Raw genomic sequence first — 23,963 nt, 5'->3', positions numbered from 1 at the left:
GACATACGGAGGAGCATGCCACAACCCTTCGACAACCCGATCGGCGCGGCTTGGCTCATCAGGCATTTCGATCTGCCGCAGATGGCGACACTGCCCGTGAGTAGCCGCATCGGCACCCGCCGCACGACCGAGGCGGAGGATGGTTTTCGTCTGGAGACCTACACCGAGCAGATGCGCCCCGACGAGACGCCGGCGGCGAACTTGCAGTTCCATCTGCGCCATGAGGTCCCGCAACTGGAATTCCTAGCAAGGCTCTTCGCGCGGGCGGGCGGAGAGTTTGTCCAGGAATGGGTCGCTCGAGAGCCTACCGGGCAATACGCCCGACGGGCCGCCTTCCTTTATGAATGGCTCACCGGTGCCGAACTCGAGGTTCCCCAACGCTTGGGCGGCAACTACGTCGACGCACTTGACGACGACAAGCAGGTGACGGCGTCGGCAAACGCGACTCAGAAGATTGCCCGCTGGCGCGTAAACGACAACATGCCTGGCACCCGCTACTTCTGCCCCACGCTCGTGAAGACTGATGCCTATCTGATTGCGGCGGCACGCGATGTCGCCGCTCTCTATACGGGCCTGACGGACGAGTTCGGCGAGGAGTTGCTCATGCGCGCCGCGGCCTGGATTACGTTGCGCGAGAGCAAGAGCAGCTTCGTCATTGAGGGCGAGGGCGATCGCACCACGCGCATCCAGCGCTTCGCTGATGTGATGGGTCGGCGTACAGGTGAGGGCGAGCTGCCGCTGACGGACGCGGCAACGGCCGAGCTGCAACGCGAGATTCTTGGCGAGATCACGACGGTCACGCGCTTTGGCTTTCGCCAATCGCCTGTGTTCGTGGGCGAGACCGTCCGCTTCAGCGAAGTCGTTCACTACGTCGCACCTGGTCAGGAAGATGTCGCCGACATGATGGAAGGGCTGCGGGTGTTCCTCGCGCGCACCGCCGGCCAGTCGCCGGTGATGCGTAGCGCGGTGGCCGCGTTTGGCTACGTCTACATCCACCCGATGGCGGATGGCAACGGACGGGTGCATCGATTCCTGATCAACGATGTGCTACGTCGAGACGGCGTCATCCCCGCGCCGGTGATCCTCCCGGTGTCAGCGGTCATCACGGATGACGCCGGCGAGCGCCGCGCATACGCTCGGGTGCTCGATGAGGTGTCTGCCCCGCTGATGCGACTCGTTCGCGACCACGTTAAGTTCGCATCCACGAGAACGCAATATCCGGACGGCATCTCGTCTAACCTGGAGTTCCACGGCGATGAGCTCGCTCGGCCGCTGTGGCGACATCTCGATCTGACTCCCCACGTCGTGTATCTCTCCAAGATCATCGAGCGCACGCTCACCGAACAGATGCGAGAGGAATCGAAATATCTGCGCAGCCACACGCAGGCGAGGCTAGCGCTCAAGGAAATCGTGGAGATGCCCGACGAGCAAGCCGACCGGGTGTTGCGCTCCATCGAGCAGAACAAGGGGAAGCTCAGCAACGTCCTGGCAAAGGAAATGCCTGTGCTTGAGCGCCCCGGCATCTGGGAAACGGTTGTCGAGACTGTCGAGGCAGCGTTGCGCAACGATGCGCCGGCGGACCCGCACGTGGTCGAGCGCTATCACCCGACCAAACCCCCGGGCAAGTAATGTGCGCGAGACCGGTCGACTTATGGACACGCCAAGTAGCGCTAACCCAGCGCACGCCAAAGGACATCGGTACAGAAAGGCGGATGAGGCCCCGTGGCTGCGTCGACAGGTCCTTGGCGGCGTGCTCAGCCTCTTCTGCGTGCCGGTAGATTTCGCCCGCTCTCTCGGCAATGTTGGGCAGGGATATTGCGAAGCTGGCCAGCCAGAGAAACGACGGGGGTTGACATTTGCAGTGCGCGTGGCCATGGTGCAGCCCGTGGGCATGCGCTCTGACGGTTCAGATGATTCGCACTAGTCCCCACTCGGCCAACCTAGATGCCGCGGCGCGAGCCAGACCGTCCCAGAACGACTCTCAACCGCCTTTCGGATTTCAGAGGCCGTAACGACCGCTTCCGGAAATACAGGCGCCGTTCGCCCGGCTTAATTGCCGGACGATTAATTGGGCAAAGGGGACACCGGCCTGAATTTGCAAGAGGTGCGGTAGCTGAGCAAGGATGGCACGCGGGAGCCTCTGCAAAGGCTGATGCTTAACGAGCATAACGGATTCCGAGACTGCGCGATCGAGTCACGAAGGCGGAGCCGCAGTGCCGCGCTGAATCAGTGAAATGGGCATCTCCGTACGACCCGGTTCCGTGCCGTCCTGCAGCCATCGCAATAAAGCCTCCGCAGTTTTCTTGCCCAACAAGCTACTTTCCAACGCTACGGTTGTGAGGCCCGGCGCGACTTCGGCCGAAATCGGCAAGTCATCGCAGCCAACGATCGAAAGCTGATCAGGCACTTTGACGTTTAGCGCTGTTGCCTCGAACAGACAACCGAGCGCTAGCACGTCATTGCCACAAAAGATCGCCGTTGGCCTGGTCGATGCGTCGCGAAGTATGTTTCGCAGTCCGATACGGCCACCTGCAAACGAGTAGGGCTGCTCGCAGGCCGCGCCGGGAACGATTTCGGCACGCAGAGCTCGCAAAGTATTGACGAAGCCTTCGGTGCGTAATCGTGCGCGATCGTTGTTCCGCGAGATACCGGAAATCATGCCGAAGTGCCGATGCCCAAGATCGAACAGGTATCTGGCCGCGAGCGCTCCGATTTCAAAGTTATCGAACCCGATGCAGGGACAGTCGTTCGACAACGCCCACGTGATGATAGTCCGCGTGCCCGATTGTCGTAGAACTGAGAGCGTTTCAGGAGCGTGGTCGGCGCCGACCAGAACCATTGCATCCACGGCGCGCTCTGACAATGCACGGACGACATCTATCTCGGTTTGAGAGTCGTAGTTGTGGGAGCCCAGGAGAAGTTGGTAGCCGTTCGCGGCCAACACACCCTGCATCCCCTGGATGGCATGCGAGAAGATGGCGTTGTCCAGAGTAGGCACAACCGCTGCGATCGTGCGGGACCGACCAGAAGCCAGCGTCCGTGCAGAAGCGTCGGGGACATATCCGAGTGCCTGAATGGCATGCCGCACCCGCGCCAAAGTATCTTCACGCACCAACGAAGGTGAGGAGAGTGTTCGCGACACAGTCGCCATGGAGACGCCGGCTAACCTCGCTACATCTTCAAGTTTCGTTTTAGGCACTTTCATTATTCCCGTCCAGTGCCTTATTGTCGCCGATCTGTAAGGAGGTGCTGTAGCAACTACAACGTGGGTGCGTACAACCCTCGGGAAAACCCCCTCTTGCGGTCCGCCGCGTACGAGTTATTCTTTACATGAAAGCGCTTTCATTCGAAACACAACCGAAATTGGTGGCTGTGTGTCAAAAAATGAAAGCGCTTACATTTCTATCGTACCCACACCTGAGGACTTGCAGAAATGATCTCGTATCTGAAAAAAGCGGAAAAGACGCCCCAGACCGAAACGGCGACAGCACAGAAGGTTGTGACGGAGATGCTTGCCGAGATCCAAGCGCGCGGTGAAGACGCCGTGCGTCAGTACGCCAAACAACTCGACGGCTGGAGTGGCGATGTTGTCCTTACGCCTGATCAGATCCGAGAGCAGACCAGGGACGTGTCGGCGGCCGTGCGCGCCGACATTGACTTCGCCATTCGGCAGGTCACCGATTTCGCACTGGCGCAGCGCGAATCCCTGAAAGAGTTCTCTGTGGAACTGCATCCGGGCGTCACTGCGGGACAACGGGTGCTGCCAGTCAATGTGGTTGGTTGCTACGCGCCGGCAGGGCGTTACGCGCACATCGCGTCAGCGTATATGGGCGTGGCTACTGCCAAGGCTGCGGGTGTCAAGACTGTAGTGGCGTGCTCGAGCCCGTTCCGCGGCCAAGGCATCCATCCGCACGTCCTTTACGCCTTCCAGGCTGCAGGCGCCGACGTCATCATGGCATTGGGCGGGGTGCAAGCGATCGCATCCATGGCTTATGGTCTCTTCACTGGTAAGCCGGCCGACGTGGTGGTTGGCCCAGGCAACAAATTCGTGGCAGAGGCCAAGCGGACCCTCTACGGCCAAGTCGGCATTGACGTGTTCGCCGGACCGTCGGAAGTCGCCGTCATCGCCGATGAGACCGCCGACCCGACTATCGTCGCCAGCGACCTCGTTGGGCAAGCCGAGCACGGCCATGAGTCGCCCGCCTGGCTGTTCACCACTTCGCGTGATCTGGCAGACCGTGTCATGGCGCTGGTGCCGGAACTGATCGCCAAGCTTCCCCCGACCGCCCGCGATGCCGCCACCGCCGCTTGGCGTGATTACGGCGAGGTAATCCTGTGTGACACCCGGGAAGAGGTGGCGGAGGTCTCTGACCGTTATGCCTCCGAGCATTTGGAAGTCCACACGGCGGATCTCGATTGGTGGCTGGCCAATCTGACCTGCTACGGCTCGCTCTTCCTCGGTGAGGAGACAACCGTGGCGTTCGGCGACAAAACCAGCGGGCCCAACCACGTGCTTCCGACCAAGGGCGCGGCGCGTTACTCCGGCGGCCTGTCCGTGCACAAGTTCATGAAGACGCTGACGTGGCAACAAATGACGCGTGAAGCGACCCGCCAGATTGGCCAGGTGACAGCTCGCATCTCGCGGCTCGAAGGCATGGAAGCACATGCCCGTACCGCGGATGACCGCATGGTGAAGTACTTTCCGAACGCGTCCTTCGAAATGGGCACGCCGGTGGAGGTATAACGATGACCGGACTCCAAAATGCCGGGAGGCTTGTGCCTGATCTTTCAGGAAGGCAGGCCCTCGTAACGGGCGGCAGTTCCGGCATCGGAGAGGCCATTGCCACTGCGATGGGCTTGGTCGGCGCGCGAGTGATTCTCGTGGCGAGGCGCCAGTCCCAGCTCGATGCCGCTGCATCCCGCCTCGACGCCATGGGAATCGCAGTCGATACCCACGTGTGTGATGTGTCCGATCTCGATGCCATTCCGGCTGCGGCGAATGCACTGCAACAGCAACATGGCACCATCGATATCCTCGTCAATGCGGCGGGAATGAATCTGCGTGAATCGTACTCAAGCGTCACGCCGTCTTCGTGGCGGCTCCAGCTCGACACCCATCTCGGTGCGCCATTTTTCCTCACGCAGGCGCTTGCACCCGCAATGCAGGCTCAGGGGTGGGGACGGGTCCTGAACATCGCTTCCCTGCAGTCGCACCGCGCCTTCGCTAACAGTGCGCCGTATGGTGCGGCAAAAGGTGGCATCGTCCAGCTCACACGAGCTATCGCCGAAGAGTGGTCTCGTCACGGGGTCACTTGCAACGCAATTGGTCCGGGATTCTTCCCGACAGCGCTGACCGGTCCCGTGTTTGCGGATGCCGGTCTCACGGAGTATCACGCCAGCCGTACTTGTATTGGGCGCAATGGCGAACTCGAGGATCTGCACGGGTTGGTCGCTTTCCTAGCCAGCGATATGGCAGCGTACATCACTGGCCAGACCTTCATGGTTGACGGAGGCTATACAGCTCGGTAAGCAACGCGGCAACCCACAAGGGCAGCGCGCGCAACACCGCCGCTGTCCGTACCGAAAATAGCGCCTCTGATGCGCAACCACGGGACAAGACCGAATTAGGAGGCAAGCATGACGAAGCAGGCAACGGTGGTGCAGTCCGCCCAGGACGCGGCGCGAAAATTACGCCAGGTTGTTGCGTCGAGCACGATTGGCGCGATGGTTGAGTGGTACGACTTTTTCCTTTACGGGGTGGTAGCTGGGCTCGTGTTCAACAAGCTGTATTTTCCTTCAACGGATCCCGTGGTCGGCACACTGCTGGCCTATGCAACCTTCGCCGCAGGCTTTGTGGCCCGGCCGCTTGGGGGGGTGATTTTCGGACACTTCGGCGATACCCTGGGTCGCAAGCGCATGCTGGTACTGACGCTGATGATCATGGGCGTGGCGACTACTGCCATCGGCCTGATTCCCACCTATGAGCAAATTGGTGTCTGGGCGCCGATCCTACTGTTGGTATGTCGGGTAGCGCAGGGGATTGGCCTCGGTGGCGAGTGGGGCGGGGCGGTGTTGATGAGCTTCGAGAGCGCTCCAAGCCATCGTCGTGGATTTTTTGCGAGTCTGCCGCAGACAGGTATGTCTCTTGGGCTGGTACTAGCGAGCGGCGTCATCGCCATCCTGTCTCTCTTGTTGTCCGACAAGGACTTCCTGGCATGGGGCTGGCGCATTGCCTTCATGCTGAGTGCGGTGATGGTCTTGATCGGTTCGTACATGCGTTCGCATGTGGAGGAATCCCCGGAGTTCGCGGCCGCGCAGCATGATCGCAAGGAGGCGACCGGACTTCCATTCTTCGCCATGCTTCGACAGTATCCGGCCGTGGTGCTTGCCTGCATGGGGGCGCGCTTTATCGATGGGGTCTTCTTCAATGTGTTCGGCGTTTTCTCGCTGGCATACCTTACGCAGACGTTGAAGCTGTCCCGTGACCAGGCGTTGCTGGGCGTCCTGATCGGTGCTGGCGTGATGACGTTCTTCATTCCGCTATGGGGCGCCGTATCCGACCGTGTCGGACGGCCCATCGTCTACGGTACCGGCGCGCTGCTCGCAGGTCTTTCGGCCTTCCCGGCATTCTGGCTGATGCAGCATTCCGGTGGCAATGTGCTGCTGGTGTGGGCAGCGATCATCATTCCGTTCGGCATCTTCCACGCGGCGGTATTTGGCACGATGTCGTCGATGTTCTCGGAAGTGTTCGACCCTGGCGTTCGATATACCGGCATCTCCTTTGTCTACCAGTTCGCCGGCGTGTTTGCGGGAGGATTGACGCCGATCATCGCCACCTGGCTTAACGCCAAGGCAGGCGGGGAACCCTGGTATCTGTGCTCATACGTGCTGGCAGTCGGCATCATGAGCGCCGCCTGCACGATGTGGATTGCCTTTCGGTCGGCGCACGCCAACCGCGTAAGCCTGGAGCCTTCCAAGGTCCATGGCTAACGCGCGACTCCGCTTCATCACCTGCATTAACACCCGATTCAGGATAAGGTAAACCATGAAAGCAATCGTCTATACCCAACCGGACGCCGTCGCGGTACTGGACCGAGACATGCCGGACCTCGAGCCCGGTGAGATTCTGTTGCGCATCGATGCTAGTGGCATCTGCGGTTCGGATCTCCACGCCTACCATGGTCACGATCCCCGCCGCAAGCCCGGGCTGGTTCTCGGCCATGAGTTTGCGGGTACTGTCATCGCCTCTTCCGACGAAGCCCGCATGGCCGTCGGTCAGCGCGTCACAGCGAACCCACTTGTTACATGCGGTCACTGCGACTACTGCCTCCAGGGACGTGACAACCTCTGCGCCAATCGCGGCATGGTTGGCATGAACCGGCCCGGCGCACTGTCCGAATATCTCGCGATCCCGATTCGCTGCGCAATCCCGATCCCCGACACGCTACCGAGCGTCAGCGCAGCGCTGACCGAACCAGCAGCCACAGCGCTCCATGCTGTCAACCTCACGATGCGGGCGATGAGTCGGCCCTTGCCGGAGGCGAGTGTGCTGATCATCGGCGGCGGCGCGATAGGCATGCTGACCGCTGCCTTGGTGACCTCTTACGGCTGCAAACGTGTCTGCGTGGCTGAGACCAATGCCCTCCGACAGGCGTCGGTAAGCCGGCATCTTGGATGCGAGGTGATCGATCCAACTGTCAGTCTGCCTCCCGAATCCGCGTTCGACGTTGTCATCGATGCGGTTGGCGCCGCTCCAACCCGGAACCTTGCCATCGCCGCGACGCGACCCGGGGGAGTTGTCATGCATATCGGTTTGCAAGCATGGTCGAGCGAGATCGATATGCGCAAATTGACCCTTGCCGAGTTGACGCTGCTGGGGACTTACACCTACACGATGTCCGACATGCACGCTACTGTTCAGGCGCTAGAGCAAGGCAACTTTGGCTCGCTTGAATGGGTAGAAACCCGCTCCTTGGCAGATGGCCCGGCCGCCTTTGCTGATCTCGCCGCGGGGCGGGTGGCAGCGGGGAAAGTTGTATTGATTCCCGAGCTTGCCTAGGAAAGTCCCAACCCGTATCGACTTACGTAGAAGAAATTTTTTTGCCTTGCCACGTCATATATATGATCTAGGTGCCATGGATGAATTGGCTACCTAAGATGATTTCACCGATAAACTGCACGAAGGAGACAAAGATGATTCACGTAGTACTACATGACGCCAAGGACACCGTCGCGGTGGCCGTGGTCGAGGGGATTGAGCCGGGCACCACGCTGAACGCCTGGATCATGGACGAGGACAAGGTCATCACGGTTACCGCGCTCCAGCCGATTCCCATCGGCCACAAGGTCGCGCTGCGCGACATGGACGTGAACGAGACGGTCTACAAGTACGGCATCGACATTGGCAATGTTGTCGCGCCGATCAAGGCGGGTGAACACGCTCACGTTCACAACATCAAGACCAAGCGCTGGTAAGCCGCACCACCGCATCCCTCCGAATCCACCTTTTCATCAAAGCATCCGAGGACCACGTCATGTCCGTTATTGACCAAAACACCACTTTCTGGGGCTACCGCCGCGACAACGGTCGCGTGGGCGTTCGCAACCACGTCATCATCCTCCCGCTGGATGACCTGTCCAACGCCGCCGCCGAAGCCGTCGCTGTCGCCATCAAGGGCACGATGGCCATCCCTCATCCGTATGGGCGCCTGCAGTTCGGTCCGGACCTCGACCTGCACTTCCGTACCCTGATTGGCGCGGGCAGCAACCCGAACGTCGCGGCGGTAGTAGTAATCGGTATCGAAGACGGCTGGACGAAGAAGGTCGTTGATGGCATCGCCAAGACCGGCAAGCCGGTGGTCGGCTTTGGCATCGAGGGCCACGGCGACCATGAAACCATTATGCGGGCGTCGAAGGCAGCAAAGGAATTCGTGCAGTACGCCACTGCACTGCAACGCGTCGAGTGCCCGATCAGCGAACTGTGGGTGTCGACCAAGTGCGGTGAGTCGGACACCACTTCCGGCTGCGGTGCCAACCCGACGGTCGGCAATGCCTTCGATAAGCTCCATCCGCTTGGCACCACGCTGGTGTTCGGCGAGACCTCGGAGCTGACTGGTGGCGAGCATATCGTCGCTGCCCGTTGCGCTAACGATGACGTTCGCCATAAGTTCATGGAAATGTTCGAGCGCTACCAGGGCATGATTGACCGCTGGAAGACCTCAGACCTTTCCGAGTCGCAGCCGACCAAGGGAAATATCGCTGGAGGTCTCACCACGATTGAGGAGAAGGCGCTCGGCAACATCCAGAAGATTGGTAAGAAGTGCACCGTCGATGGTGTATTGGATAAGGCAGAAGAGCCGACCCATCCGGGCCTGTGGTTCATGGACTCATCCTCGGCTGCTGCCGAGATGGTCACGCTCTGCGCCGCCGCCGGCTATGTCGTCCACTTCTTCCCGACCGGCCAAGGCAATGTGATCGGCAACCCGATCGTCCCCGTCATCAAGCTGTGCGCCAACCCGCGTACAGTGCGTCTCATGAGCGAGCACATGGACGTGGACTGCTCGGGGCTGCTGCAACGCGAACAGACGCTGGACCAGACTGGCGACAAGCTGCTCGAATGCATGCTGGAGACTGTCAATGGTCGCTGGACCGCGGCTGAGGCGCTCGGCCATCGTGAGTTCGTGCTGACCCGCATCCACGAGTCCGCATAACGATACCGCGCTGCATCAGTGCAGACATGAACCCCTTCGCGGTGCAGGCGCTGACACCCGGCTTTGACTTACGGGACGAGCCGGGCTAAGTCGGCATGCGCAACACCTGGTCGAGGCTCTTAGTGGTGCCCCGGTGCTGATCTTCGTAGGGCACCCAGGTAGCTGCGGGGCTGCTGACTGCGCCGCAGCACTCACGATCAGATCGAGGTGGTCTTCTCCAATTTTCCAGAGTCGCTGGCATATGTGAAGTCAGGCAAGCTGCGCGCCCTGGCGTTGACCACGCGTATCCGCTGCTGCCTGACTTGCCAACCGTGACCGAGGTCGGCTATCCGGTGATTGTCGAAAACGGGACTGGTTTGCTGATGTCCGTTGGCTCGTCGCGCCCAATTGTCGACACGGTTGCCACCTCCGCTTCTCGCATGTTGGCATCTGAAAACCGTACGCAATCGCATTATCGCGGCGGACTTTACGCTGGTACGCCAGAACGGCCTGCCGTTCACCGAATACTTTAGCGCGGAAGTGATGCGGTGGGCAAAGCTCATGGAAGAGAAGCACATCACAGTTGAGTGACAGTAAGTCGCCGGTAATTAAGGAGCAAGAAAGCCGGTCTGTTGCAGAGGTTTAACGTAATCAAAACAGGAAAGTAACGTGCACATCGGCATCCCTCAAGAAACACGAGTCGGCGAGACTCGAGTCGCCGCCACTCCGGAGACGGTCAAGAAATACGTCGCTCAGGGCCATCAGGTCGTGGTGCAGGCGGGTGCCGGGGTACGGGCCAGCCAGCCGGATGCCGCCTATGAGGCCGCGGGCGCCCGCATCGGCAGCGCCGCCGAGGCGCTCGGGGCCGATCTGGTGCTGAAGGTGCGCGCGCCCGAAGCCGCGGAACTGGCCCAGATGAAGCCGGGCGCCGTGCTGGTGGGCATGCTCAATCCGTTCGATGTCGAGAACAAGGCGCGCATGTCGGCCGCCGGCATCACGGCCTTCGCGCTCGAAGCCGCGCCGCGCACCACGCGCGCGCAGAGCATGGACGTGCTCTCTTCGCAGGCCAATATCGCCGGCTACAAGGCCGTGCTGGTGGCCGCTCATTATTACCAGCGCTTCATGCCGATGCTGATGACCGCCGCCGGCACCGTCAAGGCGGCGCGGGTGCTGATCCTCGGCGCCGGCGTGGCTGGCCTGCAGGCCATCGCCACGGCCAAGCGCCTGGGCGCGGTGATCGAGGCCTCCGACGTGCGCCCGGCCGTTAAGGAGCAGATCGAATCGCTCGGCGGCAAGTTCCTGGACGTGCCATTCATTACCGACGAAGAGCGCGAAATCGCCCAGGGCGTAGGCGGGTATGCGCGCCCGATGCCGCCGGATTGGATGCGCCGCCAGGCGGAACTGGTGCACGAACGCGCGAAGCAGGCCGACATCATCATCACCACGGCGCTGATCCCCGGCCGCAAGGCACCTGTGCTGCTGCAGGAAACCACGGTGCAGCAGATGAAGCCGGGTTCGGTGGTGGTCGACCTGGCCGCCGCGCAAGGCGGCAACTGCCCGCTGACCGTGGCAGACGAAGTGGTCGAGCGCCATGGCGTGACCTTCGTCGGTCACACCAACCTCGCCAGCATGGTTGCTGCCGATGCCTCGGCGCTCTATGCGCGCAACGTGCTGGACTTCCTCAAGCTGGTCATCGACAAGGAAGGCCAGTTCACGCTCAACCCGGACGACGACATCGTCGCCGCCTGCCTGATGACACGGCGGGAAGAAGAGGCATTGGCCTGTTAAGGAGAGTTCGATGGAAATGGTGAACCACACGGTGATCAACCTGATCATCTTCGTGCTGGCGATCTACGTGGGCTACCACGTGATCTGGACCGTCACGCCCGCACTGCATACGCCGCTGATGGCCGTAACCAATGCGATCTCGGCCATCATTATTGTCGGCGCCATGCTGGCGGCCGGCCTGACCGAAGGCGGCGTGGGCCGCACCATGGGCACGCTGGCGGTGGCACTGGCCGCGGTCAATGTGTTCGGCGGCTTCCTGGTCACGCAGCGCATGCTGGAGATGTTCCGCAAGAAGGCGCCCAAGGTGAAGGCCGAAGGCAACGCGAAGGCCCCGCATGCGGGCGGCGAACTGGTGGAGATGCCGCGATGAATGCCCTGTCCATGAATATGGTGACGCTGTTCTACCTTGGTGCGTCGGTCTGCTTCATCCAGGCCTTGAAGGGCCTGTCGCATCCGGCTTCGGCCCGCAAGGGCAACGCCTTCGGCATGATCGGGATGGCGGTGGCGGCGCTCACCACGGTGGCGCTGATCGCCAAGCTCAAGAGCGAGTTCCTCGCGGCTGGCGCTGGCACGGGTGCGGGTTCGGGCCTAGCGCTGATTCTCGCGGGGTTGGTGGTCGGCGGCGGCATTGGCGCCTATGTGGCGAAGAAGGTCGAGATGACCAAGATGCCCGAGCTGGTGGCCGCCATGCACTCGCTAATCGGCATGGCCGCGGTGTGCATCGCGGTGGCAGCCGTGGCGGAGCCAGCGGCCTTTGGCATCGCGGCGGCGGGCTCGCATGAAATCCCGACGGGCAACCGCATCGAGCTGTTCATCGGCTGCTTCGTCGGCGCGATTACCTTCTCGGGTTCGGTGATCGCGTTCGGCAAGCTGGCCGGGCGCTACAAGTTCCGCCTGTTCCAGGGCGCACCGGTGGTGTTCCCGGGCCAGCACATGCTGAACCTGGCGCTGGCGGTCGCGATGGTCGGCTTCGGCATCGCGTTCTTCATGACGCAGGACTGGATGCCCTTCCTGGTGATGCTGGCCATCGCCTTCGTGCTCGGCGTGCTGATCATCATCCCGATCGGCGGCGCCGACATGCCGGTGGTGGTGTCGATGCTGAACTCGTATTCGGGCTGGGCGGCGGCGGGCATCGGCTTCTCGCTGAACAACCCCATGCTGATCATCGCCGGTTCGCTGGTGGGTTCCAGCGGTGCGATCCTCTCGTACATCATGTGCAAGGCGATGAACCGCTCGTTCTTCAACGTGATCCTGGGTGGCTTCGGCAGCGATGCGACGGCGGCCAGCGCGGGCGGCGCGCAGGCCCAGCGCAACGTGAAGTCGGGATCGGCCAATGACGCCTCGTTCCTGATGGGCAATGCCGAGACCGTGATCATCGTGCCGGGCTACGGCCTGGCCGTGGCGCGCGCCCAGCACGCACTGAAGGAACTGACCGAGAAGCTGACCGAGAAGGGTGTGACCGTGAAGTATGCGATCCACCCGGTGGCGGGACGCATGCCGGGCCACATGAACGTACTGCTGGCCGAGGCCGAGGTGCCGTACGACCAGGTCTTCGAGATGGAAGACATCAACAGCGAGTTCGGCCAGGCCGACGTGGTGCTGGTGCTCGGCGCCAACGATGTGGTGAATCCGTCGGCGAAGACCGACCCGAAGTCGCCGATCGCCGGCATGCCGATCCTGGAGGCCTACAAGGCCAAGACCATCATCGTCAACAAGCGCTCGATGGCCGCCGGTTATGCCGGCCTGGACAACGAACTGTTCTACCTGGACAAGACCATGATGGTGTTCGGCGACGCCAAGAAGGTGGTCGAGGATATGTTCAAGGCGGTGGATTGAATAGCTGGCGTTTCCGGGACCGGCGTTGCGCTTATCTGAGCATCTCCCCGGGCCCAGTTGGACGAGCGGCACCACTTGCCGATCTTGTGGAAGTGAGATAAGCCGTGTCGTCGAAGATTCATATGCGGCGGGTAAGGTGCAGTTCGATCGTGCGCTTCCGCATGTCGATTCTTCCCACTTGCGCCATCAGAGTCAAAGGGAGCCGCTTCCGGCTGCTAGACAACTCGGCGCACCTCAGGAGATCAACGAGAATGCATCCGGCCTTGCCCCATCGACTGCGGTCCCTACTCTTCGTTCCGGCTGATAGCGACAGATCGTGCTGCCCAAATGCCGCAGCGTTCAGGATGTGCATAGAATCTGCGATTTCCTTGCGGGCTCTTCTGGATGGCAAGTGGGAGACGGCCGTCATTGCCATGGCGACAGAATCATCGGAAGGCGTCTTGGGGCTTTCATCCTATCGAAACGCTCCGATGCGCCTCCAAGCACTTATGTGGGGCGTAGACGATCTGGCTGCAGACCTCGGCGCGTTCTCATCTCATGCTGGCAGTGAGTTGACTGCCCCGTTCTCAGTGGCGCGCACGATGTGTCTGCTTGCAGCCGCGCAAGCCGGCATTGATGCAATCGATGCCGTCAGCACGACCCTTGCCGACCCGTCGCATATTAGTCAAGAAGCAGCGCGAGCAAAGCGCGACGGATTCACTGCGAAGGCTGCAGCTCACCCCTCCCACATCCGCGCAATAAATGAGGCCTTTATGCCTCAGGAGGAAGAGGTCCGATGGGCGAGGGAAATTGTTAGTGCGTTCTCAAGCGTCGGTGCCTCAGGTGTGGCGAGGCTTGGAAACGCTATGGTCGACCGACCGCATTTACGACTAGCGCATCGAATCCTCTCCCACGTTGAGGGAGAAGACTGAGTTTCCGAATGGCCGGTTTCCGATGTAGATGCGCCGTTCGAATATCCGCTTGAAGCCGCGGGTGAGCGTCCGTAAATGGCCGGGTCCGGCCCGACGCCGAGCACAACCGAGCGCTCCCCCTGGACCGGTCCGCGTAGGGCAGAGTACGACCCATCTCCGTCTCTCGGTACATCGAAACGAACGTCCGAAGTTGGCGCGACTCCAGACGAATCCCTACATAGAGAACCATGTTGGTATTGGGAGACGCCGTCCTTGCGGCCGGCAAACTCAGCGATGGTTTGGCTGATTGCGTGTTTTCAGATTTGCTGCCGAGGCATCAGCCATTGTCGAGTCATGAATGCCTTATATTCGACGACTGGCTTGGCTTTTCAGTAGTCGCGACACCGCGCCGAAAATGTCTGAGGGAAGACAAGGCTTTGCAAAGACGGCGTCAAACAGGTGTGGATAACGGCGGCCGGATTCTGCCTGAGCAGCAGTCAATAGCACGACGGGAATATGAGCGGTGGTGGCGTTGGCTCGCAGCTCCCGCGCAAGTTCAAGCCCCGTCATTAAAGGCATCATAAAGTCCGTGATGATCAAGTCCGGATGAGTCTCTGCCACCAAACGCAGACCTGCTTCGCCATCGGCGGCGGTTCGCACTGAAAACCCTTCCGCCGAAAGCATGAGGGCCAGCGCATCGGCATTCATTGGCTCGTCGTCGATGACAACAATGGTGGCCATGGTTCGGAAATTCGCAAGACGTGTTAGCGGGGCATGACGGTATGACTGTTCCAACTCGGAGGCATGTGTCATGCAACTGTTGCTGAAAAGCGTTTGCACAGCCACGCAGCGGGAGCGCGGATGAGCGGCAACTGACGCCACAGTGTGGCAGCGTCCCAGAAGTCTTGATGGCTTGCAACAAGGCCGTCGTCATCAAAGGAAAGCTGGGTGCAGCCGGGTACGTCGAAGGGATGCCGGCGCACTTTCCCCGTGAACCTCCAGGCAACAAACGCTTCACGCCCGCTGCTCGCTCGTGCCTGGATCGAAAAACGTGGCGTCTTGACACTCTCGAACATATGCTCAAAGACCGCACGGATCGAGGCGACCCCGCAGACGTCATTAAATGGGTCGCAGAAGCGCGCATGCGGTGCGTAATAGTGTTCCAGATGCGCTAGCGAGGAAGGCGATAACGCCTCGTACCACGTCAACAATTGGGCGAGGGCATGGGGCGTCGGGGTATCTTGATCGGGCATGTCGGACGAAGCGTTCATGTTGCATGGGTTAATCGCTGCAGCAGGCCCAGGCTAAACCGGTAAGGCAGCAGACTGACGAGGCGAACCAGGCGCGTAAACCGTTGCGGGAATGCGATTTCGAATCTGCCTCGTTCCAACCCGTCGACAATCGCTTCGGCAGCGGCTTCTGGTGTCATGAGCGCGGGCATTCGGAAGGTGTTGCGTGCCGTCAGGCGCGATTTGACGAAGCCCGGGTTGATCAGATACACGCCGAGGCCGTGCGCATGGAGTTCCGCGTACAAGAGCTCTGCCAGGTTGATCAGGGCCGCCTTGGACGGTCCATATAGCGTGGCGTTGGGTAAGCCCACGTAGCCTGCGACGCTTGCGACGATGGCGATACCGCCCGAGCGCCGCAAACGCATCGTAGGCAGCACGGCGCTCAACCCGTAATACACGCCGCAAACATTGGTTTCCATCGTGTCGTGTGCTTCTCGCGCATTCAATTCCCAAGGGCTTAGGGGGCGGTAATCTGCCGCGCAGAAGACCACGAGGTCGACCCCTTGCCACGCTTCACACAGCGCGTCGTGAGTCGCTTTCCAATCTTGAGGCTGGCGTACATCCATGGTCAGCACGACGCCCTTGGGATGGCCCTCAACGACCGCCAGCAGTGCGCCAGCGCGACGCGCCGACACTGCGACCCATGCCCCTTTTGAAAGCAAATCCCTGGCGAGTGCCGCACCGATCCCGCTCGAGGCGCCGACCAGCCAGACGCGCTTGCCATGCCAGTCGCGCAAGCGGGGGTTAAGGTGCCAACCGAGGATCATGTTCGTGCTCCTACGGTGCCGGACGGCGAAAAACGAGCGTCACCTGTCCGACTTCGAAGCCGAACTTGGTGACACGGGCGCGATTGATCATCGTCTGCGGGTCGATAAGGACCATCATGTCGTCGAACTGGACGTCGTAGACCTTCCCTTCGACCGGAAGGTGCAAGGTATAGCGCCACCGGAGGACATTGCCAGCAGATTCTCCTCTCGCCGTGCCAACGATGTCCGGGGCTTCGCCACGCCAGGCGCCGTCGGGCCCGCGTTGGAGCGTCCAGGTACGTTCCTGTGTCGTGCCATCGCTGTAGCGAAACGCCTCGTGCAGGACGAATTGATCCTGAGACATGCGACCGTCGAGGGCCACATGGAATCGTTTGACGATTTCGCCACTGCGCTTCTGGAACATTCCCCAGGCTTCGGTCTTGCCTGCAAAGAACTGCGTCACGTCCAAAACGGGGCGCTCCTGTGCATACAGGCTGACATCTGGCGTAGTGCAGGCCGTGCCGAGAATCGTAGCGGCACCGAAGATCATCGCGGCGAGCGGCTTCATTGGCGTTCCTCTGTGACGGTTGTGGTGGACGAATTCGCGCGCAGTGCCATAAGGGCTCCGAACTTGAGCAGGCAGGGGAGGCCAGCGTAGGCAAGGGCGAGCGCCACCCCTGGCGCGCCGACGGCGGGTGCGCCCGGTTTATAGCCCAGCCAGGCCAGTCCCGGCAGCATCAGTGCCGACAGTGCCAGGCATAGCTTGCCGATAAGGGTCCAGATCCCCAGGTAGGCGCCGGACCCTTCCCGATTGGGAATGCACTGGGCCAGCAGGACCGTCGGTAATGCAAGATCGGCCCCGAGCGCAAATCCCGATCCGATGCATGCCACGAGGAACGGCACCAGGTCTCCCTGTCCGAGCGTCGCCGTCCAGACGAACGCGGCGATTGCCAGGCTCATTGCGGTGCTCCAGGCACGCTGGGGACCGACGCGCCTGGATATCCGAACCCATATTGGGAGCCCCAGGGCGGCAGCCAGGAAATACAGTCCAAGACTTGGCCCGACCCAGTGCATGGCACGCAGGCGGTCTTCGATAAAGAACACTGCCAGGGAGGCGGGTATGGCGACAGCTAGGCCGTTCAGAAAATACGGCCGCAAGATCCTGCGGAACGAGCGGTTGTCGCGCACGGCTCTCCATACAATCCGAATGGAAGGGTCTGCTCGCCCGCCCCCGGGGTTATGTAACGGCGGGCGTGATGCCTGCCAGGGCGGAGCAAAGCGGAGCGCCCACAGTGCTCCAATTAGCAGAACGGAGAAAAGCACAATGAACGGGGACATGGCATCCTGCGGCGCCGACGCTTCGCCTGCCAGTAGCCATGAGGGGCCCGCGCTGGCGATGAGGACGCCCACGAGGCCAGCGCCTTCCCGCCACGCTGCCGCCCTGGTCAACACGTCGCTATCGTTCCCTAGCTTGGCTCCCCACGCGAGGTACGCGATGTTCATGAAGCTGTGGGTGGCGTATACCACAACAACGGCTACGGTAAACCAGACGGCCAATGCCGTGCCTTCTGCCAACGGCATCCACAGGGCCGCAAAGGCGGCGGCAAGACATACGGCACTGATCCACAAGGTCGCTGGCAGCCGGCCACTGCGCGCCAGAGTATCTGCCCAGCGCCCGAAGAACGGGTCTTGTGCTGTATCGACAAGGCGGGCGAGAAACAAGATGAGGCCAGCCGTGGACAAAGGCATGCCAAGGCGAGAGGTGTAGTAGGCTGGGGCCTGCACGTATACCGGCAGCGCCACCATGGCGAGCGGGAGGCCAAGGGCACCATAGGCGAGGAGCTGCGTCGAGCGTATCGTCATCGTGCCAATCCAAGGAGCTTCTGGCGCAGTGCCGGATCCCGCGTCGAGGGCCCAAGCCAGATGGAAAAGAATGCACGGGCAAGCACCGGATCGGCGATTTGGCCGGTCTCGCGGTCGTTGGCGAAGAAGCGCGCGCCCAGCGTTGGCGCGTACACGCCGGTTAAGCGATCTCCCGCACGCACGTTGACCAATACACGTGAAAGCGCCTGTCGCCACTGTTCAACGGTGGATTCGGACAAGGCATTTCCGTAGATGCGCTGGATTTCCTCGATGCTGGTGTCCACCAGGCGTTGTGCACCAATGTCTCGCGCGTAGATGAGGCGCAACGCGAACGGCTCGTCGAGCACGCCCGCCGGGTCCCCGGGGCTGGGAGGGTGGCCTCTCCAAAGCTGCGCTTCATAGATGCGCATCCCCAACCAGCGGTATTCACCTTGCCCGACCATATGCGCTTGCGGCAGGGCGTCGCGCCACGAGTCGGCCGCAATACCGGGCAGAGTTGCCAGCGCAAGCGTCCAGGCTGCCAGGTGCCGTCCCATTGCTAGTCGCCGCGCGTGAGAAGGAATTGCACGACGTCGATGCGACCCGCATCGAATCCTGCCTCGCAGTAGCACAGATATAGCCGCCACATGCGTACGAATGCGTCGTCGAAGCCAAGTGTCAGGATTGCTCCGTTCTGGGCCTCGAAACGTTCGCGCCATCGCCGCAGCGTTTCGGCATAGTCCTTGCCGAAGGCCAATACCTGACGGCTTGAAAACCCCGCTCGGCTGGCGGCTTGTGCAAATCTCTCCGGGCTTGGGAGCATTCCGCCCGGAAAGATGTACTCGCGGATAAAGTCGCTGCCATACCGATACGCATCGAAGCGTGCATCGTCGATCGTGATCGATTGCACGACGGCTTGGCCGCCCGGGCGAAGCCTACGGCAGACCTGATCAAAGAAAACGGGCCAATAGGCCTGCCCCACCGCTTCAAACATCTCGATGGATACGACGGCGTCGTAATTGCCTTGCAGGTCGCGATAATCGCGCAACTCCACCCTGACACGGTCGGTCATGCCCGCCTGCTCAATGCGGATCTGTGCCTGCGCCAATTGAGCGGCGGAAATCGTGACGCCGTGCACATTCACGCCGCGTCTGGCCGCGTGCATGGCAAAGCCGCCCCAACCACACCCAATCTCAAGGACGTGCATCCCCGGCTTCAGCCCAAGCGTGTCGAAGATATGCGCGTACTTGGCTTCCTGTGCCTCTGCCAGGAGGCGCTCGTTGTGCCCGCCGAAGTACGCGGCGGAATAGCTCCACGTCTCGTCGAGCCACAGGGCATAGAAAGGATTGCCCAGATCGTAGTGCGCGTGGATATTGCGCCGGCTGCCGCGCCGTGTATTCCTGCGGAAAATCTGTCGCAGTTGATACCAGCGGCGGCCCAGCCATGCACCATCAATGGCGCCTGACAAGACCGATTCGTTCTCAAGGGCCAGGCGAAGCAGGGCAACCAGATCGGGCGTGTCGATCCAGCCGGCACGATAGGCCTCGGCAAAACCGATATCGCCGGCGCGAAGGATGGCCTCGCAGGCGCGCCAGTCTCGCAACGTCAGCCGAGCCCCCGGCGCTTCATGCGGATCGCCGTAAATCGCCTCCTCCCCGTCCGGCCGTAAGAGCACCAGATGGCCCACGGCCACGCGCTCGAGCGCGGCCAGGAACATCCGGGCAAATACGGACGTTCGTGACGGCAGCAGGGCCGGGATACAAGGTTGTAGCAGTGCACGTTGGTCAGGAGGGCGGGTCATATGAGCGGATATTGCCGGACAGAAATGGGTGTTAGCCGACGGGAGGTACCGAAGGCGGGTGCTTGCCATGAAAGGGAACCGACATCCGCCACAATCGAAACGCCTGCCAGTGAATGCGTACGATGACGGCGATTGCCGCCCAAGGCTGAGTTGCCAAGGCCATCAGCATGCGCGGCAGGGTGAGCGGGAACTTGCGACAGCCGATCGAGGTGCGAAGCAACAGGCCGCCGTCGTCGAAATAGTCAATGGCGGCATAGGCAGTGCTTTCCGTCTCGCGCACTTGAAACGCGTAGTGGCCCTGCATGGTGTTAAAGGGCGACACATGCAGGACCTTGCGGGTCGCGAGCACTGTGCGCGCATGGATCGCCCCGAGGTCCGGTGCCGTAACAAGGTAAGCGTGATGGTCGCCGAACGTGTTGTTCACTTCAGCGACAAACGCCCGCAGTTCGCCAGCCTTGTCGTAGCAATACCAAAAGCTCACGGGATTGAAGGCATACCCGAAGATGCGGGGTGTGGTCTGCAACCAGATCGGTCCGTCATCGGGCAGCCCCAGGGCTGCAAGACGTGGACGAATCCAATCGCTCAGGCTTGTGCCATCTCGTGGTCCGTAGTCGCGCGTTTGCAGGCTGAAAAGTCTCTGGCGGTCCACGCCGAACCACCACTGTTGCAAGGCCGTCAGCCCATCGATGTCGACGCGCAGGCAAAAGACGGGGTAAACAAAGCGGTTGCGCACCGGGCGCAGGCGGTCGTGCATGACGCGGCAGCGCAATAGCAATGCAGGGGGCTTCATAGCTTTGACCAGGTCGGCAAGGCGCCAAAATCGCGAGCCACTCTCAGAGCCGATTTCAAGCCGTCTTCGTGAAAGCCGTAGCCGGTCCAGGCGCCGGCGTACCAGGTCCGTCGTTTGCCTTGCAACGCGGGGAGTTGCCGCTGCGCTGCAATGGCAGCGAGGTCGAAGAGAGGATGCTCGTAGTGAAAGCGGCGCAACTCCGTGCCGGGAGCCGGGTCCCGGTAGGCGTTGAGCGTCACCACGACGGGCGAGCGAAACGGCAAAGGTTGCAACTGGTTAAGAAGGTAGCTCACGCACACTGCACGCTCGGCATCGCCATGGCGGCGACCGAGGTAGTTCCAGGCGGACCATACACGCGAGCGCCTGGGCAGCAGCGTTGCGTCGGTGTGCAAGATAGCGACATTCGGGGCGTAGCGCACACTGCCAAGCACTGCTCGTTCATCTGTTGTCGCATCCGCAAGCATCCTGAGGGTATCCGGGGCGTGCGATGCGAACACTATGGCATCAAAACGCGCAGAGCCTTCGTCGGTCATAACCGTCACGCCGGTTTCGTCCCGGCGTACCGCGCGCACGGCAACGCCCAGCCGGATGTCGTCGAGATGCGCGGCGATGCGTCTGACATATTCACGTGCACCGCCCGCGACCGTGCGCCACTGCGGGCGGTTGCGAACTTGCAGAAGCGCGTGATTCAAGCAAAAGCGCAGGAAGGTGGCCGCCGGGAAGCGCAGGACGTCGGTCGTCGCGCACGACCAGATGGCGGAGGCCATGGGCAGCAGGTAATGGTGACGGAAGGGCTGTCCATATTGGCCGGCCGTCAACAGGTCACCCACTGAACAGCCGCTGCGCTCGGCGAACGCGAGATGGTGTTGGGCAGCACCGTTAAATCGCACGATGTCGCGCAGCATGCCGAGAAACGTCGGTGAAAAGGCGTTGCGTCGTTGGGCAAAGACGGTGCTCAAATTCGTGCCAGCCCATTCAAGACGTCCCTCATCCAGTGAGACCGCGAAAGACATATCGCTCGCATGAGTCCGTACGCCAAGCGCCTCGAACATCCCTACCAGATTCGGGTATGTGCGTTCGTTGAATACGAGGAAGCCGGTGTCTACCGGACAAAGGTAGCCATCAAGGGACACGTCGACCGTGTTGGAATGGCCGCCAAGATAGTTACCCGCCTCAAAAAGCGTGACGGCGTGATCCCGTGCAAGCATCCAGGCGCTCGCCAACCCCGAGATCCCGGCCCCAACCACAGCAATTCGCAATCCCGTTTGAGTGACTGAAGAAGCGCTCATGACCACCTTCCTAGTTTTTTTGCATTTATTGATGCGCCGTCTAACCAGGGTGCTACCATATCCCTACTGTCTCGGAAAGAAGGTTACTGCATAGTAACGAAATTTACAAATGGGTATTCTGGGCAAGCTGAGCTTCAAGGACCAAACCTTCCGGTTGCGCGAGGACGCAATCCTGGATGCCACGACACGTATCCTGGCGGGGAAGGGGTTCGACTTGATGACGATGGACGACGTCGCGGGCGAGGTGGGAATTTCAAAGCCCATCCTCTACAAGCATTTCAAGTCAAAGGACGACCTCGTTGGGGCAGCAATGATTCGCTTGATCGACGGTGCGCTGGAATTTCTTGATGGATTGCCGCAAGAGCAAACTGCGGCGTTTCACTTGCGTGCGCTGCTGGCGTGGGCGTTGCGAGTCCGCCTGGAGGGCGGGTTGCCGTTCCTGCCTTCAACGAGCCCGAGCGTTCGCGATATGCTCACGCGCAATTTGCACTATGTGACGCGCGTGCTCAAGCTGAACGGGGTTCTGAAGGGGCTGGTGGGCGAAGCAAAGAAGGCAGGTGACTTGGACGCGGGGCTTCCTGATGACGTCATCCTTTTTTCCTATTACTCGCGTACTTGCGACCCGGCGGTCGACTACTTGCGCCTATATGGCAAGATGGACGACGAGCAAATCGTTTCCCATATGCTAGACGTGTGTTTTCATGGCATCGCCGCGCGTCAATAATCCGGGTCGTCTCGCTTTCCACTGTGCCCCAAGCCGTTGCTTCTGCTTCGGCGCTTGACCGCGTCGACGCCAGACGATTTGGGACGAGCGCCATTGGGCCAATCAAGAAAGCCGCACTAGGGTCGGCTCTTGTTCGAACAGCAGACGCTAGTCAAATATTGTCCAATGGCTGTGATAGCCGAACGCGGAAGTTCGCCGGTCGCCAGGCCCGCAGCAACCACGGACTCCCGCTTTCGACCCTTCTGAGCCGCTCAAGGCTTCCACAACTCGATGGCGGCTATCCGAGTCTAGCGGTCATCCGCCTCAACTATCGCTCCGGCGGTTGATCGGCCGACTCATCCCTACGTCTTCGATTTTTTTAGTTTGCGTGCTAATGCGACCGAACGAGACCTGGAGGCAGCGCTGGTCGATCATATTACTCGTTTTCCTTCTCGAGCTCGGGGCCGGCTTCGCCTATGGCGTGCCGACAGGTTTACCTCGAAGTTGGAGGCGATGACTTCTATCTTGATCTACTGTTCTATCACCTCAAGCTGCGCTGCTATATCGTCATTGAATTAAAAACGGGCGCCTTTAAACCTGAGTATGCTGATCAAATCAGTTTCTATCTGTCGGGCCGTTGACGCACAGATGAAAAGCGAGGCGGATCATCCGACCGTCATTGCTTAACTGAGGCTTGTCTACGATCCCGCAGGACCGCAGTTTTCGTTAATGTCTTGGGCTGCCCTCATCACAGGCTGGCTGGATTCCTCACTCAACATAACACCCGAACCGAATTTTTGCTGGTTGGTGGGAGAGTAAGTTTAAGGAAGAGACGGATGCCCATTGTCGCCGCCAGCTCCTCAGTCAGTCGTCGACGTCCAGGCACTCGAAATGGCTGAAAAGTCGAAATGCGCAGCGGCATAGATGGTATTTCACGCCCGGACCTCTTCTCCGTCCCTAGATGGCCCATTTGCCGTCGTTGACGCAGTGCGCGTCGGTGAAAGCTTCGTCATAGCCGTTCGCATGTCCAGCGGAAAGGGCAGATGAAGCGTGGCCCGGTAATGGTCGCTCGACACGGTGCGCGATTGTCTTTGGCAAGGCCATCAGCCCGGTACACACGCCGCAGTCCGACCCCGTTATGACGTAACGGAGGCGGTGTCAATACTGCCACGGCATAGCAATCGATTTGTGGCACTTTCGTGTAGTCTCGCCACCCATCACCTTGCAATCCGGTGCGATTCCCATGGCACGATACCTTCAATTTTTGGCCCGAGCCTGCTGCGTCGGCACCATCATTGTG

At 60.9% G+C, this 23,963-nt stretch carries 22 protein-coding genes and 2 pseudogenes; 13 read left to right on the top strand and 11 right to left on the bottom strand.

Annotated features, from left to right (window positions below; all coding sequences use genetic code 11):
- Positions 1 to 15: 15 nt before the first annotated feature.
- A complete protein-coding gene (locus AC3FKH_RS21990) occupies positions 16 to 1,629 on the top strand; it encodes a Fic family protein (protein WP_483735000.1) in 1,614 nt (537 codons plus the stop codon).
- Positions 1,630 to 1,669: 40 nt separating this feature from the next.
- Here the strand turns inward: AC3FKH_RS21990 and AC3FKH_RS21985 are convergent.
- Positions 1,670 to 1,801: pseudogene (locus AC3FKH_RS21985) on the bottom strand (LysR family transcriptional regulator); the annotation flags it as partial.
- 393 nt (positions 1,802 to 2,194) lie between these two features.
- The gene (locus AC3FKH_RS21980) at positions 2,195 to 3,205 is read right to left on the bottom strand and encodes a LacI family DNA-binding transcriptional regulator (RefSeq protein WP_488677908.1); all 1,011 of its coding nucleotides are present in this window, start codon (positions 3,203 to 3,205) and stop codon (positions 2,195 to 2,197) included.
- 228 nt (positions 3,206 to 3,433) lie between these two features.
- Between AC3FKH_RS21980 and hpsN the strand changes: the two genes are divergently transcribed.
- The 10 genes from hpsN to AC3FKH_RS21930 all read left to right on the top strand — a co-directional run bounded on the left by hpsN (position 3,434) and on the right by AC3FKH_RS21930 (position 14,224).
- Complete coding sequence (gene hpsN, locus AC3FKH_RS21975) at positions 3,434 to 4,744, top strand: sulfopropanediol 3-dehydrogenase (RefSeq protein WP_483735002.1); 1,311 nt, start codon at positions 3,434 to 3,436, stop codon at positions 4,742 to 4,744.
- A 2-nt stretch (positions 4,745 to 4,746) separates the two neighbouring features.
- Positions 4,747 to 5,529, top strand: a complete 783-nt coding sequence (gene hpsO, locus AC3FKH_RS21970; protein ID WP_483735003.1) for a (S)-sulfopropanediol 2-dehydrogenase HpsO — start codon at positions 4,747 to 4,749, stop codon at positions 5,527 to 5,529.
- A gap of 108 nt (positions 5,530 to 5,637) precedes the next feature.
- Positions 5,638 to 6,990: an MFS transporter gene (locus AC3FKH_RS21965; RefSeq protein ID WP_483735004.1), complete on the top strand. Its 1,353-nt coding sequence runs from the start codon at positions 5,638 to 5,640 to the stop codon at positions 6,988 to 6,990.
- A 55-nt stretch (positions 6,991 to 7,045) separates the two neighbouring features.
- Positions 7,046 to 8,059: a galactitol-1-phosphate 5-dehydrogenase gene (locus AC3FKH_RS21960; RefSeq protein WP_483735005.1), complete on the top strand. Its 1,014-nt coding sequence runs from the start codon at positions 7,046 to 7,048 to the stop codon at positions 8,057 to 8,059.
- Between the two features lie 134 nt (positions 8,060 to 8,193).
- Positions 8,194 to 8,475 carry a UxaA family hydrolase gene (locus tag AC3FKH_RS21955; protein WP_483735006.1) on the top strand — a complete coding sequence of 94 codons (282 nt, stop codon included), beginning with the start codon at positions 8,194 to 8,196 and terminating at the stop codon, positions 8,473 to 8,475.
- A gap of 59 nt (positions 8,476 to 8,534) precedes the next feature.
- Positions 8,535 to 9,710, top strand: coding sequence for a UxaA family hydrolase (locus tag AC3FKH_RS21950; protein ID WP_483735007.1), 1,176 nt, complete (start codon positions 8,535 to 8,537; stop codon positions 9,708 to 9,710).
- 648 nt (positions 9,711 to 10,358) lie between these two features.
- Positions 10,359 to 11,477 (top strand): Re/Si-specific NAD(P)(+) transhydrogenase subunit alpha, encoded by a 1,119-nt coding sequence (locus tag AC3FKH_RS21945; protein ID WP_483735008.1) that lies wholly within the window; start codon positions 10,359 to 10,361, stop codon positions 11,475 to 11,477.
- A gap of 10 nt (positions 11,478 to 11,487) precedes the next feature.
- Positions 11,488 to 11,847 carry an NAD(P) transhydrogenase subunit alpha part 2 gene (locus AC3FKH_RS21940; RefSeq protein WP_483735009.1) on the top strand — a complete coding sequence of 120 codons (360 nt, stop codon included), beginning with the start codon at positions 11,488 to 11,490 and terminating at the stop codon, positions 11,845 to 11,847.
- Complete coding sequence (locus tag AC3FKH_RS21935) at positions 11,844 to 13,313, top strand: NAD(P)(+) transhydrogenase (Re/Si-specific) subunit beta (RefSeq protein WP_483735010.1); 1,470 nt, start codon at positions 11,844 to 11,846, stop codon at positions 13,311 to 13,313. Before AC3FKH_RS21940 ends, AC3FKH_RS21935 begins: the two co-directional genes overlap by 4 nt.
- Positions 13,314 to 13,435: 122 nt before the next feature.
- Entirely contained in the window at positions 13,436 to 14,224 is a 789-nt protein-coding gene (locus tag AC3FKH_RS21930) for an HpcH/HpaI aldolase/citrate lyase family protein (protein WP_488677940.1), read from the top strand.
- A 342-nt stretch (positions 14,225 to 14,566) separates the two neighbouring features.
- Here AC3FKH_RS21930 and AC3FKH_RS21925 read toward each other — a convergent pair whose 3' ends face one another.
- The 9 genes from AC3FKH_RS21925 to AC3FKH_RS21885 all read right to left on the bottom strand — a co-directional run bounded on the left by AC3FKH_RS21925 (position 14,567) and on the right by AC3FKH_RS21885 (position 21,960).
- Positions 14,567 to 14,944 carry a response regulator gene (locus tag AC3FKH_RS21925; protein ID WP_483735012.1) on the bottom strand — a complete coding sequence of 126 codons (378 nt, stop codon included), beginning with the start codon at positions 14,942 to 14,944 and terminating at the stop codon, positions 14,567 to 14,569.
- Positions 14,945 to 15,012: 68 nt separating this feature from the next.
- Positions 15,013 to 15,474: a nuclear transport factor 2 family protein gene (locus AC3FKH_RS21920; protein ID WP_483735013.1), complete on the bottom strand. Its 462-nt coding sequence runs from the start codon at positions 15,472 to 15,474 to the stop codon at positions 15,013 to 15,015.
- Positions 15,471 to 16,259 carry an SDR family NAD(P)-dependent oxidoreductase gene (locus tag AC3FKH_RS21915; protein WP_483735014.1) on the bottom strand — a complete coding sequence of 263 codons (789 nt, stop codon included), beginning with the start codon at positions 16,257 to 16,259 and terminating at the stop codon, positions 15,471 to 15,473. Before AC3FKH_RS21915 ends, AC3FKH_RS21920 begins: the two co-directional genes overlap by 4 nt.
- 10 nt (positions 16,260 to 16,269) lie before the next feature.
- Complete coding sequence (locus AC3FKH_RS21910) at positions 16,270 to 16,806, bottom strand: DUF3833 domain-containing protein (RefSeq protein ID WP_483735015.1); 537 nt, start codon at positions 16,804 to 16,806, stop codon at positions 16,270 to 16,272.
- Positions 16,803 to 18,101, bottom strand: a complete 1,299-nt coding sequence (locus tag AC3FKH_RS21905) for an MFS transporter (RefSeq protein WP_488677907.1) — start codon at positions 18,099 to 18,101, stop codon at positions 16,803 to 16,805. Before AC3FKH_RS21905 ends, AC3FKH_RS21910 begins: the two co-directional genes overlap by 4 nt.
- A complete protein-coding gene (locus tag AC3FKH_RS21900) occupies positions 18,098 to 18,637 on the bottom strand; it encodes a chalcone isomerase family protein (protein WP_483735017.1) in 540 nt (179 codons plus the stop codon). The genes AC3FKH_RS21905 and AC3FKH_RS21900 overlap by 4 nt, the downstream gene beginning before the upstream one ends.
- A 2-nt stretch (positions 18,638 to 18,639) precedes the next feature.
- On the bottom strand, positions 18,640 to 19,797 hold the full coding sequence (locus AC3FKH_RS21895; protein ID WP_483735018.1) for a class I SAM-dependent methyltransferase: 1,158 nt from the start codon (positions 19,795 to 19,797) through the stop codon (positions 18,640 to 18,642).
- 115 nt (positions 19,798 to 19,912) lie between these two features.
- Positions 19,913 to 20,671 carry a DUF1365 domain-containing protein gene (locus tag AC3FKH_RS21890; RefSeq protein WP_483735019.1) on the bottom strand — a complete coding sequence of 253 codons (759 nt, stop codon included), beginning with the start codon at positions 20,669 to 20,671 and terminating at the stop codon, positions 19,913 to 19,915.
- Positions 20,668 to 21,960, bottom strand: a complete 1,293-nt coding sequence (locus AC3FKH_RS21885) for an NAD(P)/FAD-dependent oxidoreductase (RefSeq protein ID WP_483735020.1) — start codon at positions 21,958 to 21,960, stop codon at positions 20,668 to 20,670. Before AC3FKH_RS21885 ends, AC3FKH_RS21890 begins: the two co-directional genes overlap by 4 nt.
- A 109-nt stretch (positions 21,961 to 22,069) precedes the next feature.
- Here AC3FKH_RS21885 and AC3FKH_RS21880 point away from each other — a divergent pair, with 109 nt between their 5' ends.
- The gene (locus AC3FKH_RS21880; protein ID WP_483735021.1) at positions 22,070 to 22,684 is read left to right on the top strand and encodes a TetR/AcrR family transcriptional regulator; all 615 of its coding nucleotides are present in this window, start codon (positions 22,070 to 22,072) and stop codon (positions 22,682 to 22,684) included.
- A 339-nt stretch (positions 22,685 to 23,023) separates the two neighbouring features.
- Positions 23,024 to 23,341 (top strand): annotated as a pseudogene (locus AC3FKH_RS21875) (PDDEXK nuclease domain-containing protein); the annotation flags it as partial.
- Positions 23,342 to 23,963: the final 622 nt, after the last annotated feature.

This window comes from Cupriavidus sp. 21MJTG02-4 (assembly GCF_057798975.1).
Note: the sequence above shows the minus strand (reverse complement) of the source record. Positions and strands in the feature narration are given on the sequence as shown.

What these genes read in the sequence shown, in the direction of transcription:
- AC3FKH_RS21940 (WP_483735009.1), top strand. Translation starts at nt 11,488, where the DNA reads ATGGAAATGGTGAACCACACGGTGATCAACCTGATCATCTTCGTGCTG.
- AC3FKH_RS21925 (WP_483735012.1), bottom strand. Translation starts at nt 14,944, where the DNA reads ATGGCCACCATTGTTGTCATCGACGACGAGCCAATGAATGCCGATGCG.
- AC3FKH_RS21895 (WP_483735018.1), bottom strand. Translation starts at nt 19,797, where the DNA reads ATGTTCCTGGCCGCGCTCGAGCGCGTGGCCGTGGGCCATCTGGTGCTC.
- hpsO (WP_483735003.1), top strand. Translation starts at nt 4,747, where the DNA reads ATGACCGGACTCCAAAATGCCGGGAGGCTTGTGCCTGATCTTTCAGGA.
- AC3FKH_RS21950 (WP_483735007.1), top strand. Translation starts at nt 8,535, where the DNA reads ATGTCCGTTATTGACCAAAACACCACTTTCTGGGGCTACCGCCGCGAC.
- AC3FKH_RS21890 (WP_483735019.1), bottom strand. Translation starts at nt 20,671, where the DNA reads ATGAAGCCCCCTGCATTGCTATTGCGCTGCCGCGTCATGCACGACCGC.
- AC3FKH_RS21980 (WP_488677908.1), bottom strand. Translation starts at nt 3,205, where the DNA reads ATGAAAGTGCCTAAAACGAAACTTGAAGATGTAGCGAGGTTAGCCGGC.
- AC3FKH_RS21910 (WP_483735015.1), bottom strand. Translation starts at nt 16,806, where the DNA reads ATGAAGCCGCTCGCCGCGATGATCTTCGGTGCCGCTACGATTCTCGGC.
- hpsN (WP_483735002.1), top strand. Translation starts at nt 3,434, where the DNA reads ATGATCTCGTATCTGAAAAAAGCGGAAAAGACGCCCCAGACCGAAACG.
- AC3FKH_RS21955 (WP_483735006.1), top strand. Translation starts at nt 8,194, where the DNA reads ATGATTCACGTAGTACTACATGACGCCAAGGACACCGTCGCGGTGGCC.
- AC3FKH_RS21960 (WP_483735005.1), top strand. Translation starts at nt 7,046, where the DNA reads ATGAAAGCAATCGTCTATACCCAACCGGACGCCGTCGCGGTACTGGAC.
- AC3FKH_RS21885 (WP_483735020.1), bottom strand. Translation starts at nt 21,960, where the DNA reads ATGAGCGCTTCTTCAGTCACTCAAACGGGATTGCGAATTGCTGTGGTT.
- AC3FKH_RS21920 (WP_483735013.1), bottom strand. Translation starts at nt 15,474, where the DNA reads ATGAACGCTTCGTCCGACATGCCCGATCAAGATACCCCGACGCCCCAT.
- AC3FKH_RS21935 (WP_483735010.1), top strand. Translation starts at nt 11,844, where the DNA reads ATGAATGCCCTGTCCATGAATATGGTGACGCTGTTCTACCTTGGTGCG.
- AC3FKH_RS21965 (WP_483735004.1), top strand. Translation starts at nt 5,638, where the DNA reads ATGACGAAGCAGGCAACGGTGGTGCAGTCCGCCCAGGACGCGGCGCGA.
- AC3FKH_RS21930 (WP_488677940.1), top strand. Translation starts at nt 13,436, where the DNA reads ATGCGGCGGGTAAGGTGCAGTTCGATCGTGCGCTTCCGCATGTCGATT.
- AC3FKH_RS21880 (WP_483735021.1), top strand. Translation starts at nt 22,070, where the DNA reads ATGGGTATTCTGGGCAAGCTGAGCTTCAAGGACCAAACCTTCCGGTTG.
- AC3FKH_RS21990 (WP_483735000.1), top strand. Translation starts at nt 16, where the DNA reads ATGCCACAACCCTTCGACAACCCGATCGGCGCGGCTTGGCTCATCAGG.
- AC3FKH_RS21900 (WP_483735017.1), bottom strand. Translation starts at nt 18,637, where the DNA reads ATGGGACGGCACCTGGCAGCCTGGACGCTTGCGCTGGCAACTCTGCCC.
- AC3FKH_RS21905 (WP_488677907.1), bottom strand. Translation starts at nt 18,101, where the DNA reads ATGACGATACGCTCGACGCAGCTCCTCGCCTATGGTGCCCTTGGCCTC.
- AC3FKH_RS21915 (WP_483735014.1), bottom strand. Translation starts at nt 16,259, where the DNA reads ATGATCCTCGGTTGGCACCTTAACCCCCGCTTGCGCGACTGGCATGGC.